General features: G+C 28.4%; 18 protein-coding genes. All 18 read right to left on the bottom strand.

Going from position 1 to position 14648, the window contains the following annotated elements; genetic code table 11:
- Positions 1–23: 23 nt before the first annotated feature.
- Positions 24–461 carry a divergent PAP2 family protein gene (locus tag KGF41_RS10245; RefSeq protein WP_227827115.1) on the bottom strand — a complete coding sequence of 146 codons (438 nt, stop codon included), beginning with the start codon at positions 459–461 and terminating at the stop codon, positions 24–26.
- Positions 462–490: 29 nt separating this feature from the next.
- Positions 491–1378 (bottom strand): polyprenyl synthetase family protein, encoded by an 888-nt coding sequence (locus KGF41_RS10240; protein WP_227827114.1) that lies wholly within the window; start codon positions 1376–1378, stop codon positions 491–493.
- A 2-nt stretch (positions 1379–1380) separates the two neighbouring features.
- Entirely contained in the window at positions 1381–1596 is a 216-nt protein-coding gene (gene xseB, locus KGF41_RS10235) for an exodeoxyribonuclease VII small subunit (protein WP_227856619.1), read from the bottom strand.
- Between the two features lies 1 nt (position 1597).
- On the bottom strand, positions 1598–2803 hold the full coding sequence (xseA, locus tag KGF41_RS10230; RefSeq protein WP_227854591.1) for an exodeoxyribonuclease VII large subunit: 1206 nt from the start codon (positions 2801–2803) through the stop codon (positions 1598–1600).
- Positions 2800–3912 carry an O-sialoglycoprotein endopeptidase gene (locus KGF41_RS10225; RefSeq protein WP_227827112.1) on the bottom strand — a complete coding sequence of 371 codons (1113 nt, stop codon included), beginning with the start codon at positions 3910–3912 and terminating at the stop codon, positions 2800–2802. The genes xseA and KGF41_RS10225 overlap by 4 nt, the downstream gene beginning before the upstream one ends.
- Positions 3896–4402, bottom strand: a complete 507-nt coding sequence (gene nusB, locus KGF41_RS10220; protein WP_227827111.1) for a transcription antitermination factor NusB — start codon at positions 4400–4402, stop codon at positions 3896–3898. Before nusB ends, KGF41_RS10225 begins: the two co-directional genes overlap by 17 nt.
- Before the next feature lie 84 nt (positions 4403–4486).
- Complete coding sequence (locus KGF41_RS10215; protein ID WP_227434121.1) at positions 4487–4849, bottom strand: Asp23/Gls24 family envelope stress response protein; 363 nt, start codon at positions 4847–4849, stop codon at positions 4487–4489.
- Between the two features lie 109 nt (positions 4850–4958).
- Positions 4959–5648 carry a SpoIIIAH-like family protein gene (locus KGF41_RS10210; RefSeq protein ID WP_227827110.1) on the bottom strand — a complete coding sequence of 230 codons (690 nt, stop codon included), beginning with the start codon at positions 5646–5648 and terminating at the stop codon, positions 4959–4961.
- Positions 5649–5674: 26 nt separating this feature from the next.
- Entirely contained in the window at positions 5675–6229 is a 555-nt protein-coding gene (locus KGF41_RS10205; RefSeq protein ID WP_227827109.1) for a stage III sporulation protein AG, read from the bottom strand.
- Positions 6230–6240: 11 nt separating this feature from the next.
- Positions 6241–6852: a stage III sporulation protein AF gene (locus KGF41_RS10200; protein WP_227827108.1), complete on the bottom strand. Its 612-nt coding sequence runs from the start codon at positions 6850–6852 to the stop codon at positions 6241–6243.
- A 59-nt stretch (positions 6853–6911) separates the two neighbouring features.
- Positions 6912–8117 carry a stage III sporulation protein AE gene (gene spoIIIAE, locus KGF41_RS10195; RefSeq protein WP_227434117.1) on the bottom strand — a complete coding sequence of 402 codons (1206 nt, stop codon included), beginning with the start codon at positions 8115–8117 and terminating at the stop codon, positions 6912–6914.
- A 100-nt stretch (positions 8118–8217) separates the two neighbouring features.
- Positions 8218–8595, bottom strand: a complete 378-nt coding sequence (gene spoIIIAD, locus KGF41_RS10190; protein WP_227434329.1) for a stage III sporulation protein AD — start codon at positions 8593–8595, stop codon at positions 8218–8220.
- A 24-nt stretch (positions 8596–8619) separates the two neighbouring features.
- The gene (gene spoIIIAC / locus KGF41_RS10185; RefSeq protein ID WP_009888937.1) at positions 8620–8817 is read right to left on the bottom strand and encodes a stage III sporulation protein AC; all 198 of its coding nucleotides are present in this window, start codon (positions 8815–8817) and stop codon (positions 8620–8622) included.
- 16 nt (positions 8818–8833) lie between these two features.
- Entirely contained in the window at positions 8834–9355 is a 522-nt protein-coding gene (locus KGF41_RS10180; RefSeq protein WP_227841981.1) for a stage III sporulation protein AB, read from the bottom strand.
- Complete coding sequence (gene spoIIIAA / locus KGF41_RS10175; protein ID WP_227827105.1) at positions 9345–10313, bottom strand: stage III sporulation protein AA; 969 nt, start codon at positions 10311–10313, stop codon at positions 9345–9347. Before spoIIIAA ends, KGF41_RS10180 begins: the two co-directional genes overlap by 11 nt.
- A 199-nt stretch (positions 10314–10512) precedes the next feature.
- On the bottom strand, positions 10513–12498 hold the full coding sequence (locus tag KGF41_RS10170) for a fructose-1,6-bisphosphatase (protein WP_227827104.1): 1986 nt from the start codon (positions 12496–12498) through the stop codon (positions 10513–10515).
- An 89-nt stretch (positions 12499–12587) separates the two neighbouring features.
- Complete coding sequence (locus KGF41_RS10165; RefSeq protein WP_227827103.1) at positions 12588–13127, bottom strand: GNAT family N-acetyltransferase; 540 nt, start codon at positions 13125–13127, stop codon at positions 12588–12590.
- Positions 13128–13334: 207 nt separating this feature from the next.
- On the bottom strand, positions 13335–14648 hold the full coding sequence (locus tag KGF41_RS10160; protein WP_227827102.1) for an APC family permease: 1314 nt from the start codon (positions 14646–14648) through the stop codon (positions 13335–13337).

Below are 14648 nucleotides of genomic sequence, written 5' to 3'. Positions count from 1 at the left end.
CTTTTATTTTGTAAATTTTAAATTTACATCAATATTAAAGCTGTTACTATACCAAGTAAAGCTCCAAACCAAACCTCTAGTGGTGTGTGACCTATTAATTCTTTTAATTTCTTCTGTTCTATATGCTTTCCATGTTGAAGGTCTGCTACCATCTGATTCAATATAGTAGCTTGTTTACCAACAGCACGTCTAACACCTGCTGCATCATACATTATAATCAGTGCAAGCACAGTAATTATAGCAAAATCAGTAGAATTAAACCCTTTTTCAATACCTACCACTGTAGCTAAACTTGTAACAAAAGAACTATGAGAACTAGGCATACCTCCTGAAATGAGTATTCTTGAAAACTCAATTTTCTTTCCCTTCCCAGTAAATATCTTTATGAATTGTGCTAAGAAACAAGCAATAAGACTTATTCCCAAAGCCCCATTGTTAAAAATCTCCGAAAAAAAGTCCATTTTTCCCTCCTCGATTTTAGCTGTATATTTTAATATTCTCTATCTACTATATATTCAGCCAATCCCTTTAAAAAATCTACATTGTCAGATAATTTTTCTATACTCTTCTTTGCCTCATCTATTAAATTATGTGCAATTTCTTTAGATTTATCTAATCCTAAAAGAGATGGGTATGTTGATTTATGATTCTCTATATCACTTCCAACTTTTTTCCCTAATTTTGCTTCATCTCCTACTATATCTAGTATATCATCTACTATCTGGAATGATAATCCGATATTTTTTGCATATTTAGTTATTTCTTCCATTTGTTCTGAATTTGCTCCACCTATAGTTGCTCCTGCTCTCATACATCCAACCATCATTGCCGCAGTTTTATTCATATGTATATAATCTAATTTTTCTTTTTCAATTTGTTTATTTTCACTTTCTACATCTACTACTTGCCCGCCTATCATTCCATATATTCCAGCACCTTTAGCAATTTCATTTATAGCTTTTAGATATTTTTCTGGATTTTCTTTATTTATTGAACCTGCAAGCATAACTTCAAAAGCATAGTTCAGTAAAGCATCTCCTGCTAAAATTCCCATTGCTTCTCCATATACCTTATGATTTGTTGGTCTTCCTCTTCTTAAATCATCATTGTCAAGAGCTGGTAAGTCGTCATGTATAAGTGAGTATGTATGTATCATTTCAATTGCAATAGCAAAAGGTATAGCTTCTTCTTCATTTCCTCCAACTACCTTACAGGCTTCTAATGTAAGTATTGGTCTTAATCTCTTACCTCCAGCGCTCAAGCTGTAGTTCATAGCCTCAATAACAGTTTTTTGATAACCTTCTTCTTTTGGCATATATTCTTTAAGTACATCTTCTATAAAACTTGCTTTTTCTTTTAAATGTTGTTTAAATTCCACTTTTATTCCTCCTCTATTCTAAAATCCTCTTCTATTCCTAATTGATTAAATTTACTTATTTTTAATTTGGCATCATCCAAAAGCTTATTACAATGTTTATAAAGACTAATTCCTTCTTCATATAAGCTTAAAGATTCATCTAAGCTAGCATTTTTAGATTCTAGCTCATTTAAAAGGCTCTCCAATCTTTTGTAAGCTTCTTCATAGGTTAAGTTCATATTATACCTCTTTATTTTCAATTTTATCTATTATACATTCTAAATTTCCATCTTTTAATACTATATCTATGTTATCTTCAGTTTTCAATCTTTTTATACTATTTATTACTTTTCCGTTTTTTTGAACTATACTATAACCTCTGTCCATAGTAGCTAATGGACTTAGGTTATGAAGTAATGCTCCAACCTTTATTAATTTTTCATCTTCTAATTTTAAACTATTTTCTATTCCAAAAATTATTTTATCATATATTTTATCTAATTGTATAACTTTATCTTTTATTGTGTAAGAATCTAAATAGTTATTTATTTTATTAAACACTGATTCTAACTTGTATTGGTCTAATTCAACTTGGTTTATAAGAGACTTGTTCAGTCTGCTTTTTATATTCCCAAGTTTATATTTTATATCCTCTAATGATGGAGTTGCAATCTCAGCCGCTGCTGATGGTGTTGGAGCTCTCATGTCAGATACAAAATCACAAATAGTAAAATCAGTTTCATGCCCAACTGCTGATATTACTGGAATTTGAGAGTTAAAAACTTCTCTTGCTACCATTTCATCATTAAAAGACCAAAGTTCTTCTATTGAACCCCCGCCTCTACCAACTATAACTGTATCCACATTCTTCATATGATTAAAAAATCTAATTGCTTCACATATTTCTTCTGCTGACTTATCTCCTTGAACAGTTACTGGATAAAGCTTTATATTGACTTTTGGATATCTTCTTTTTATTACATTTATTATATCTCTTATAACAGCTCCTGTTGGAGATGTTATAACTCCAATTGAATTCGGCATTCTAGGTATAGGTATTTTGTATTTAGAATCAAACAAACCTTCCTTATTAAGTTTTTCTTTTAATTTGTTAAATTCTATGTGTAAATTCCCAATTCCCTCTATTTCAATTTCGTTAATATATAATTGATATGCACCATCTCTTTCATAGACTGATATATATCCACTAGCTACAACCTTTACTCCATTGTCTAATTTTAGATTACGATTAAAATTACTTTTAAAAATTACACAGTTTAGCTTTGAAGTTTCATCCTTTAATGATAAATAAACATTTCCACTACTATGTATTTTAAAATTAGAAATTTCTCCCTTGACTTTAAGATTAGAAAGTATTGGGTCATTTATTAAAATTCTTTTAATATATGAATTTGCTTCGCTTATATCTAAAGCTCTTAGTTTCATATTTTTTCTCCTAAAAAGTTATTCAATCCTATTATAGCACACCCAACAGCATTATCAGTTGAATATTGTGGCTCTGTAAAATGAGCTTTTATACAATTTCCCCTTAGTTTTAAACTTAATTCTTTAAGGATATACTTACTTGCAGAAACTCCACCTGCAAAAACTACTTCTTCTACATTGTAAGCTTCACACAAATATATTAAAGATTTAAACATGTTTCTAACTATTGAATCCAGCACTAATTTAGATATATATTCTTTTTTATCTTTATTAATATCATCTCTATTGTCATCTATAATTTTATTCACCTGATTTTCTAATCCAGATAAATTCATATATCCATCTCTTACAGAAGTTTTTAGACCACTTTCTATTTTTAGATTACAATTTAAAGCATTTTCATCTAGATATTTTCCTGAAGGGAATTTATATCCTAACTTGACACCTATTCTGTCTATAAGTTGTCCAAAGCTAATATCTTTACTTCCTCCAATTATATTTATATTATATCCAAAATTATTGTATAACTTACTTTTACCATCTTTTTTAGTATTTATTTTAGCTATTGCATCTAAATTTATTTTATTACTTATTTTAGTTATTACATCTAAATCTTTGTCATTTGTATCATAATTATTATCATGCTTAGTTATCAAAAGTATCTCTGTTGTACCACCTGACATATGAACAGAAATAAATTTGTTATTATTTTTCAATTTACTATTTAATAAACTAGCCTCAATATGATTTTCCTGATGAGTAGTTTCATAAAATTTACATCCATGTATACTTGACAGTAACTTTCCAAAATTGTACCCAACATTAAATACAGGCATGTATGAACTTTCAACTGGTCTAGGCTTAATAGATGAACAAACTCCTTCTATGACAAATTTATCCCCAAATGATTTTATCCTATCACTAAGTAATCCTAAATTATTTACGTGTTGAAACACAGCTTCACTCTGCCTCAATCCTTTTGAATTTGCCTTTACTTCTAGCATTATTTTTTCATTAAAAATAACTTTCTTCTCTAAAGAGATAGCTGCTATAGAAGTAGTATAGCAGCTAGTATCAATTCCAATTATTATATTATTGTCCAATTTCATCAACAACACTTCCTAATATTCCATTTATAAATTTAGGTGATTTATCATCACAATATATCTTTGCAAGTTCCACAGCTTCATTTATTGATACTTTATTAGGAGTGTCTAAATAAACTATTTCACACACTGATAATCTAAGTATAGACACATCTACCTTTGGCATTCTATCTACTGTCCAATTTTTAGCATGCTTATTTATTAATTCATCTATCTTATCATGATTCTCTCTTAGTGCTTTACATACTGTATTTATATATTCTCTATCTATTATATCTTCAAGTTTAGTATCTTCTAATTTTAATTTTGCATTATTTGAGTACTTAAGTGTAAGTTCTTCATATCTATTTATAATATGTTCTGAATTATCTTTTAAGAAAGAATCTACTTTATCGTCTAAACCTTCAAATTCCTCTTTATTAATATTTATTTGGTATATAAGTTTCATTATATATTCCCTTGTTGTACTTTTTTGTGCCCTATCTTTTTTCATCAATTAAAATTCTCCTTTAAGTTTAATTATCTATATAAAATCAAATGCCAACAAAAAACCCTCTGACTTTTCAGAGGGCTAATATTAATTTTTCTTAGTTGCTTTTACTTCTTCTTTATCAACTTTATCTTTCTTAAAGCTGATTCCTTGAATGTGTATATTTACTTGAGAAACCTTCAGTCCTGTCATTGTCTCAACAGTATTTTTTACATTTTCTTGAACTTTAAAAGCTGTATCTGGTATTGACATGCCATATTTTATCATAACCATTACGTCTAAATTAACATCCTCTTCCTCTATTTGTATTTTTACTCCATTATTTTTTAACAACTTATCTGTTAATGTTGCTGTAGTTTCTATGCCCTCAACTTCTAATGCTGCTAAACCAGCTATTGTAGCTATTACATCATTAGATATTTTTACTTGTCCAAATTTATTATCTTCCATATTAAAACTTACCTCCTGATTTTAAGGAACTATTTTTATAAGTATAATAATACCAAATACAACTCTACTTTGCAAGAAAATAACCTCAGTTAATTCTGAGGTTTATAATTTACTTAGTATTATTATTTGTAAGTTTAATATTTTCATACTTTACATTAGCTTGTTCTGCAACCAAATCAAATATTTTTGCTGCATCTTTCTTATCTAACTTAGCTTCATTTACAACAACATTGACTTTGCTATCACTTATATAAACTAATGCTTCTTCATATCCTTTTGTACTCAAAAGATTTTCTATTTGAAGTTCCTTTTCTTGAGTTTTAACTATATTTAATTTCATATTAGAAGCTTCTTTTCTAGATTCCTCTGTTGTAGATGGATTATTTATCATTTCATTTAAATCCTGAACTAATTCATTTCTTTGTTTTTCTCTATTCATTTTCATATCTAAAATATAAGATGCTTTTTTCATATTCTTTTCAGATGATAATTGAGCTTTTATTTCCTTACTTGTTTCAGTTACTTTTTCCTTAACCTTACTAGCCTTACTATCAACTATATCAATGTCAGCACTCTCTTTGCTATCTTGTTTATTTGTTGCATCTGAATCTTCTTTGTTGCTACTATCACTATCATCAGTAGTATTTTTCTGTAATTGAGCTTCTTCGTATGCTTTAAATTCTTTTGATGTTTCTAGTAAAGATTTCTTGCTAAGTTGATAATTTACTGTTCCTACTATTACTAACATTGCAGTTAAAGTTATTATTACAAATCCTCTTCCCTTATAATTAAACTTCATTCATTTATCCCCCCGGTTATATGTATTTATTTAGAATATATTTCTACTTGATGACCTGCTACTTGTAATGATGTTTGAACTGCACTATAAAGTGTTTCTTTGACATTTGGATTACTAGCTCCACTTGCTACTACTATCACTCCTTTTATCTTTGGCTCTGTAGTTTTTATAACTACAGGGTCACTTGAATTTGAAGTTATCATTGTTTTATTTTCACTTGAAGTTGTAACTGTTCTTTCTCCACCTTGTGCATCTTTCTCTTCTGTTGTTTCTGTTGTTTGATTTGAATTAAAAGCAGGTTGTATTTCTTCACTTGACTCAAATGTAATCATTACATCAACATCTCCTGCTCCATCAATTTTAGATAGTATTGTTGTTAATTTTGATTCTAAATCGTCTTTTTCATGTTCCTTAGCAACTTGTTTTTCAGTCTTTTTGTCAGCATCTGTTTTTCCAACTTTTTTATCAGTTTTGCTACTTGGAAAACAAGATAATAGTACTAATGACACTACACATATTCCAGCTATAGTTATTAGTGAATATACCTTTCTCTTATCTTTGTCGTTTAAGTTTTTAAACATTCTTCCAACTCCTATTTATCAATTTGTATAGTTTCTATAGAAACATCAAGCACTTTTATTAGGTCATTTTTTAGTTTGTCTTCATTTAGATTCAGTCCATACTCTGTACCTTTTTTAAAAACTTGTTTAGAATTTTCTTTGTCATTAGAGTTTATGCTATCTTCATCTCCTTTAGTACTATTATTTTTATTTTCTTCATCACTATTGCTATTTGACATATCATTTTTTTCTTTTATTTTTATATTATTTATATTTGCACCATTAAGCTCTATATCTTCTAAATCATAACCATATTCATCAAGCTTTAGCTTAAGCACTTCTTTTAAACCATCTTCATACCCCTTAGACAATCCAGTATTCCCAGTCTCTTCTGCTAAAGCATTTGTACTATCTACATATTCCTTATTGTAATTTCCCATAGATTTTAAAACTCTATCTTCTAAGCTCATATCTTTTGAAAAAAATCCTACCACTGGAGTTATTACAATAAATACAAATATAAAATTTAACACCAAGTTCACATATGGCTTTATCTTGGAACTAGGTAAAATCATATCAACTATATTTACTATAAATGCTCCTATTAAAATACTAACTATCCATGCCTTTATGCCCTCTAACATAGCATCCTCCTCTCTAAAACATTTAGATTAAAAGTAATTACTATTTATTAATCTATACATTATCCTTGACTTACTACACTTATCGAGGTCAAAATAGCTACAGTCACAAAGAACATTATTGTTATAGCAATTACTGATGCTAACATTATTATCATTAGATTTGCGACTTCATTTAAAAAATTTGATATTCCATCTTCTCCAACAGGCTCTACAATTATTGCTGCCAATTTATATACCACTATTACGGATAAAATTTTTATCACCGGAAGTAAACAAATCCCAATGAGTAAGATAAGTCCTATTCCACCAAATATATTTTTTATAAGTTGAGATGAAGATAGTAAAATATCCACAGAATCTGATACAAATCCACCAACAACTGGTATAAAGTTACCTATAGCAAACTTCGCAGTTTTTACACTGAATTTATCAAAACTAGTTACATATAACCCTTGTATAGATACAAGTCCTAAATATACGGTAAACATAGCCCCAATAGAAACATAATTTATTTGTTTGACAAAAGAAAAAAATCTTTTCAGCCTTATGTTTTTTGATAAATTATTTATTATTAGAATTCCAAATGCAACAGTTACTGATACAAATAAAAATTTCTTGAAAAACACATTTATAAATGTCACTCCACCTATAAAAATAGGATTTAAAGTGGTAGATGTTATTGGAAATCCAATTAAAAGTAAAAATGTTATTAGTATTGGCATTATGACTTGCATAAGACCTACAGTATGGTCTATTGCATCATAGCAAATTTGTAGTACATCTTTAAATCCAATTAAAGTGAGCGATACCATTGTGATAAATATTATATACGTTGCTATTTGACTAACTGCACCTGATGAAAAAGAATTCTCTAAACTTTTTAAAATAGAAGACAATAAAGCTAATACTAAAATTACTGCCACTACCTTTAAACTTGCTTTAAACTCATCAAACATCAATATCTTCAGTCCATCTTTATTAAATAAATCTAAAATATTTTTTTCTCCACTAATTAAGTCTTTTACAAACGATTTTAAATTAACATCATTAATAACTATTTCTTTATTTATATAATCTTGAATTTCATTTATATCTAGCTTGTCTAACTGACCATCAATATATTTATCTATGCTACTCTTAGCTTCACCATATTCTTTATCTTCGCTACTTGGAACCTCATTAGCAAATATTATAATGGCAAAGATATTTACAAAAAAGAAAGTCAATACAAATCCCATAATCATTGGTAAAAATCTTTTTTTCATAAGCAACCATGCCTCTCTTCACTCTATAAACCTCAATACAACAAAATATCCTTTAAATAACAACTAATATATCTATAGCTATCTACTTCAACATAAATAACTATGGAATTATATTCACCACCATTTCTACAATGGATAAAAGTATAGGGAAAGACATTGACATAACTATTATTTTTCCTCCAAACTCTAGTTTTGAAGCAATGTTTCCTTCCCCACAATCTTTACAAAGTTGTATTGCAAATTCCATTAAATATGCTATTCCAATTAATTTTATTATTAAAGATATATACATAGTTGGAATATTAGCTTTATTAGCTAAATCTTGTATGCTATCTATTATAAAATTTAGCTTAAACATAACTGATAATAATATTGTTACTCCAGTTATTATTGCTATGAAATTTGCTATCTCTGGTCTATCTTTTTTTATTACTAAACAGAGTGTAGTTGAAATGATTGCAATTCCTATTAATTGCATTATTTCCAAATTACTCCCTCCTCTTTAGTAAAGTTGAAACATTGTTCTTACAGTATTAAATAAATCACTTATTTCTGTTATTACCATTCCCAACACGATTATTACACCCGCCAAAGTAGTAAGTCCTGCCCAATCTTTTCTGTCTGTTTTTTCCAATATCATATTCAATACTGATATTAGAATACCTACACCTGCAACCTTTAATATCAATGATATCTCCATAATAAACCTCCCCATATTAAATCAATATAATACATATACCTATGCCTATAAATGTTACTAATTTTTTATATAGTAACCCTTTTTTACTTATGTCTTCTTTTGTTTCATAGGTTTGTTTTTTCAGATTTTCTATAGATAAATCTATCATTCTTTGTTGGGACTCTATATCACTTTTTCCCAAGGTAAGAATTAGATTTTTTAATTCCTCAATTTCTTTACTTCCAAGATAAGTTTCTTTAACTAAAATTTCAGTATTCTCTGATATTATCTCTTCTAAAGTTTTGCTTTGTTCATTGTGAAGTTCTTCTGAGATTTGATAGAAAAAATACCAAAAACAAAAGTCTTTATTGCATCCTATCCTTCTAAAAATTTCTTCTAATGTATAAAGCCCAAAAGATAAATCCATCCTTAATATTTCTAAAACTCTTATTAAATCATTTAGCTGTTTGTGTCTTCGTGTATAGGTTTTGTATATATGCTCACCTATCAAATAACTACTTCCTATTAAGAGTGCTATAATAATTATCTTAATTTGCAAAGTACCATCTCTTTTCTTCTAAATCATAAATTTTTTCAATTGTTCCTGCACCTTTCTTAGCAGAAAGAATTATAACTTTTTTAAACAATTCTTTGTCTAAGAGTCTGTTTAGCTCTTTTCTATTTTGTATATCGTCCATTGAATCTCCATGTACAGTAGTTATTAATCCAATACCTCCATTTAATGCTGTATATAATGCCTTTATTTCTTTCTCACTTCCAATTTCATCTGTCACGATAACATTTGGCGACATGGACCTTAAAAGCATTGTAATACCCAAATCTTTTGGGCAAGTCTCTATTATGTCAGTCCTTATTCCAACATCCATCTGTGGAATCCCTAAGTAAGCCCCTGCTATCTCGTTACGTTCATCTACTAGTGCTACCTTCAATCCTTTAAATCCATATTCCTCATTACCATTACTTAAATTTCTTACTATATCTCTAATTAAAGTTGTCTTTCCACATTGAGGTGGTGATATTATCAAAGTATTATTAATTTGATTTTTACCTTTTATGATATGACTTAAAATCTTATTTGAGCATCCTATGACTTCTCTTGATACTCTTATATTTAAAGATGATATGTGTTTTATATTTTTGACTTGTCCATCTTCTACTATTACTTTTCCAACTAACCCTACTCTATGGCCTCCTCTCAAAGTTATAAATCCTTTTTTTATATCATCCATAAATGAATGTATTGAGTATTTACATATTATTTGAAAAGTTTGCTCTATATCTTCCCTTGTCACTATATATGAATCGTGCTGATTTAAATCAAGTACCATAGTTTTTTGATTATAAAAATAATCTTTAGAGTTTGCATTTAGTATCAATGGTTTTTGTGAACGTAATCTAATTTCTTCTATGTTTAGATTATTGTTTGAGATTTTTTCTACCTTCTCTCTTATGTTTGTAGAAAGAGAGTTTATTATTTCATCTGAAAGTTTATTCATTTCTTGTCCTCCTCCTTTGTTTATATAATTCTATTTATAAAGGACAAGGAATATTACCAAAACATATATAATTTTTTTAATAATATTTATCTATAAAAAAATGAACCCTATTGTTTAGGATTCACTTAATAAGTAAATTATTATAAAAATAAAAACTAAGACCACTCTCAAGTATAGAGTCATCTTAGTTTTTTATTGTTTACATTTCTTTTATTAGCCCTTTTTTATAGGCCATTAAAAGTAATTTTAAGTCTTCTATTTCTTCTTGTATTTTTAGACCCTCATCAGTATCTCTCACCATTTTTCTCTTTGCCTTATGCTCTACTACAACAGTTGTCGATAAGATATCGCTTTCATTTGCAATAGCCTCCTCAGCAGAATTAAATGGTTCATGTGATACTAGTTGTAAAGTTCTAGAATTATATATCAAAGTGTATCCAGCTATACCAGTAGTTTTTTGATATGCTCTAGAAAAACCACCATCTATAACAAGAATTTTTCCATTAGCTTTTATTGGGCTCTCTCCATTTTTACTTTCTACAGGAACATGCCCATTTATTATATGTGATTCATCAAGTTCTAAATCAAATTCTTCAAATATTCTTTCACAAGCAACATCACTTTCTCTAAGCTTAAAATATGGATTCTTATTTTCTTTATGAGTTTCTTTTTCTGCTATAAAATATCTCTCAAATGTAGTCATATCGTCTTTTCCAAATAATGATGAACATTTTCCAGTCCACAAATACCACATAATATCCATACCATATAATTTTTCTTCTGCTTTATCCTTAAAGAAAAAACCTTCTCTTGCTAGAGATTCCATCTTATCCATAAGGATTTTACCTTTATACTCTTTTCCCATTATATTCATAGACATAAAACTTCCATCTTCATTCAATGGGACACATCCATGAATTAATAAATTTGAGTTTGCCTTTAAATATATGCTTCCTTTAGAAAATAAAAATGAAACATGCTTTTGTAATTTTTCGCTACCTCTAAATGAAGACACTAATTTTTCAATAACATTTTTTTCTTCAATACTCAATTTATATGGGTCTTTTTTATCTATTGTAGGCAAATAAGTATCTTTTAGTTTATATGTCTTTCCTTTTAAGGTAATTGTTCCCTCTTCATAATTTATCATGTTAAGCAAAAGCCTATGCTCCATTTCAAACTCAGGTCTTCTTTTTATCACTTCACCTTCAAGTTTAAATTGAATTATACTTATTGCCTTGTGCATTTTTGCCATTAAAGACTTTTCTGTTGTTGTAACACTTTGGTCATTAATCTTAGGAATAAATTCTTTACATGGGTCATCTTTATACATTTCTATTGCAAAAGTAGCTAAAGGTAATAAATTTATCCCATATATATCTTCTACAATATCTAGGTTTGCATATCTAGCTGAAATTCTAAGTGCATTTGCTATACAAGTTTTTTCACCTGATGCTGCGCCCATCCATAGTATGTCATGATTTCCCCACTGAATATCTACACAATGATGTTCAATAAGCTTATCTACAATTATATCTGGTCTTGGACCTCTATCATAAATATCACCTATAACATGTAGTCTGTCAACAACTAACTTTTGTATAACTGTGGAAATTGCAATTATAAACTCTTTAGCTATCCCTATATCAACTATTGTCTCAACTATACTTTTATAGTATTCTTCTTTATGTTCACTTTTAATGTGTTCATGTAAAAGTTCTTCTATTATGTATTTAAAATTTTCTGGTAAAAGTTTTCTAACTTTTGACCTAGTGTATTTGCTAGAAGCGTACTTACAAAGCTCTATAAGTCTATAGATATTTATCCTATAAAAATCATCTATATTTTCCTCTTGTTTAATTATTAAGTCTAGTTTTTGCTCAGGATAGTATACAAGCGTTGCTAGCATCTTTTTTTCACTATCTCTTATTGTATTTGAAAATAATTCTTCTATTTTTCTCTTTATTACACCAGAACCATTTTTTAAAACATGTACAAATGGCTCATATTCACCATGTACATCTGTTATAAAATGTTCTGTTCCCTTTGGAAGATTTAATATAGCCTCTAAATTTATTATTTCAGTACTTGCTTTCGATATGCTCGGATATTGTTTTGATAATAACTTTAAATATTTAAGTTTACTATTTAAATATTCATCTGATATTTTACACAGATTTTTCATAATTCGTCCTCCAAAATTATATTAAGTTATATTCTTTCTTTAATTATACCATACTTAATATGATTTTTTCGAGATAAAATGTACACTAATTATATTCCTAATAAAAGTGACATCCCTATTAAATCAGTATAAACACCATTATAATAACACTCTTTCTTTAATATACTTTCTACTTCAAATCCAACTCTTTTGTATAATTCTATAGCATTATGATTTTCTTCATTAGTAACAAGAGTTATTTTCTTAGTTATTCCATTTGATTTACACCATTCTATAAGGTCTAACATAAGTCTTTTACCTAATCCAGCTCCCCAGTATTTTTCTTTAACAACAATTCCTAAAACTCCAACATGCTTTCCTTTTGCTTTTTGGTTGGAATCAATTGTAGCAATACCAGCTATCTCTCCATCTATAAATGCGATTAATTTTATTGAGTTATCAGATGCTTTTGCTGATTCTATAGAATTTTCTTGGTCTTCTAAAGATATTTTATATTCATCTTTCCCAAATGAAAGAAAATGAGTTTCCCCGCCTACTTCATTATAAAAATCTATAATAGCTTGGGCATCTTCTTTTACACCTTCTCTAATAGATACTTCTATACCATTCTTTAAAGTTATTGCTGACATAAATTTACCTCCTAACAAGTTTTTTATCTAATAAACATAATACTATTATTTTACCTCTATTACAATATTTTTCATGTATTAATAACAATATAAGGTTATACTAAAATAAAAATTTAATAATATTTTAATATAACCTTATATATATTTGTTTATATTTAATTTTTTGATAATATTACTCTGTTAGTCAAATAATATTTACAATATAATTTAAATAACTTTCTTTAAATCTTCTCCATAAACCTTTCTATTATAAGACTTCATTATAAAGTATAGTGGTACTCCAACTGCTAATGCTCCTAATCCCATAACTAATTGGTGCATAGACGCTTGGAATAGTAACCATGTACCAACACACACTGCAATTAAAGGAATTACTGCTCCAAATGGAGTTTTAAAAGTTCCTACTAATTCTGGTCTTTTCTTTCTAAATACTAATACTGATAAAGAAGTAGGTATATATTGTATAAATCTGGCAACTGCGCTTATTGCTGCTAATTCAGCAAAACTTCCAGACAAAGCTATTGGTATAGTAATTATCATAGTTGCTATTATCGCTACATATGGTGTACCATTTTTATCTTTTCTTGCAAACATTCTTGGTAACATCTTGTCATCAGCTAAGGCTACACAGCTTCTTGGATTTACAAAAGCACCACACATACAAATTCCACCAACAGAAACTAATGTACCAAAAGTAACTAATCCTGCTCCCATATTTCCAAAACATATTCTCGCCGCATCTGCAACAGGGGTAGCTGTACTAGATAATTTATCTCCTAATATACCAACACACACAACTTGATTTAATATATATATTATTGATGCAATTACTATTACACTTATAATTGCTATAGGTATATTTTTTTGAGGATTCTCCATATCTTCTGCTGCCACTGCTATAGATTCAAACCCTGTAAATGAATAAAACATTAAAAGTGCTGCTGCTCCAAATTCTGTAACTCCTGCTCCTGGTGGTACCATTGTTGAATTAGTAAAATTAGCTCCTTTTATAAAAAATACACCTATCACTATAAATAATACCAATGGAATTAGTTTACCTACTGTTATAACATTTTGTACAATTTTTGATAAAGATACACCTAATAAATTTATAATTGTAAGCCCAACTATCATAGCTACTATTATAATTTTTTGTATATGTGGGTCACCTGCAGGAGCCCATACTGCTGATAAAGATGTAGGAAAACCTACTATCAATGCTCCCCAAGAAATACATCCTATTACCCATTTCATAAGACCTACTTCAAATCCAAAAAAATCTCCAAACGCTTCTTTGGTATACACATATGCAGCACCATTTTTATTAAATTTACCTGCCACTTCAGCAAAACAAAACGCCATAGATAAAACCAATAACATATCAAACATATATACAAATATACTTGCAACACCAAATGCTTTCATTGCGTTTCCTGGTAATAGGAAAACTCCCGCTCCTACAACTGCATTAATACCTAAAAGTATAATACTTATTAATCCCATTTTATTTTTTTCGTTCAT

Source organism: Clostridioides sp. ZZV14-6150, assembly GCF_020657875.1.
GTDB lineage: Bacteria > Bacillota > Clostridia > Peptostreptococcales > Peptostreptococcaceae > Clostridioides.
Note: the sequence above shows the minus strand (reverse complement) of the source record. Positions and strands in the feature narration are given on the sequence as shown.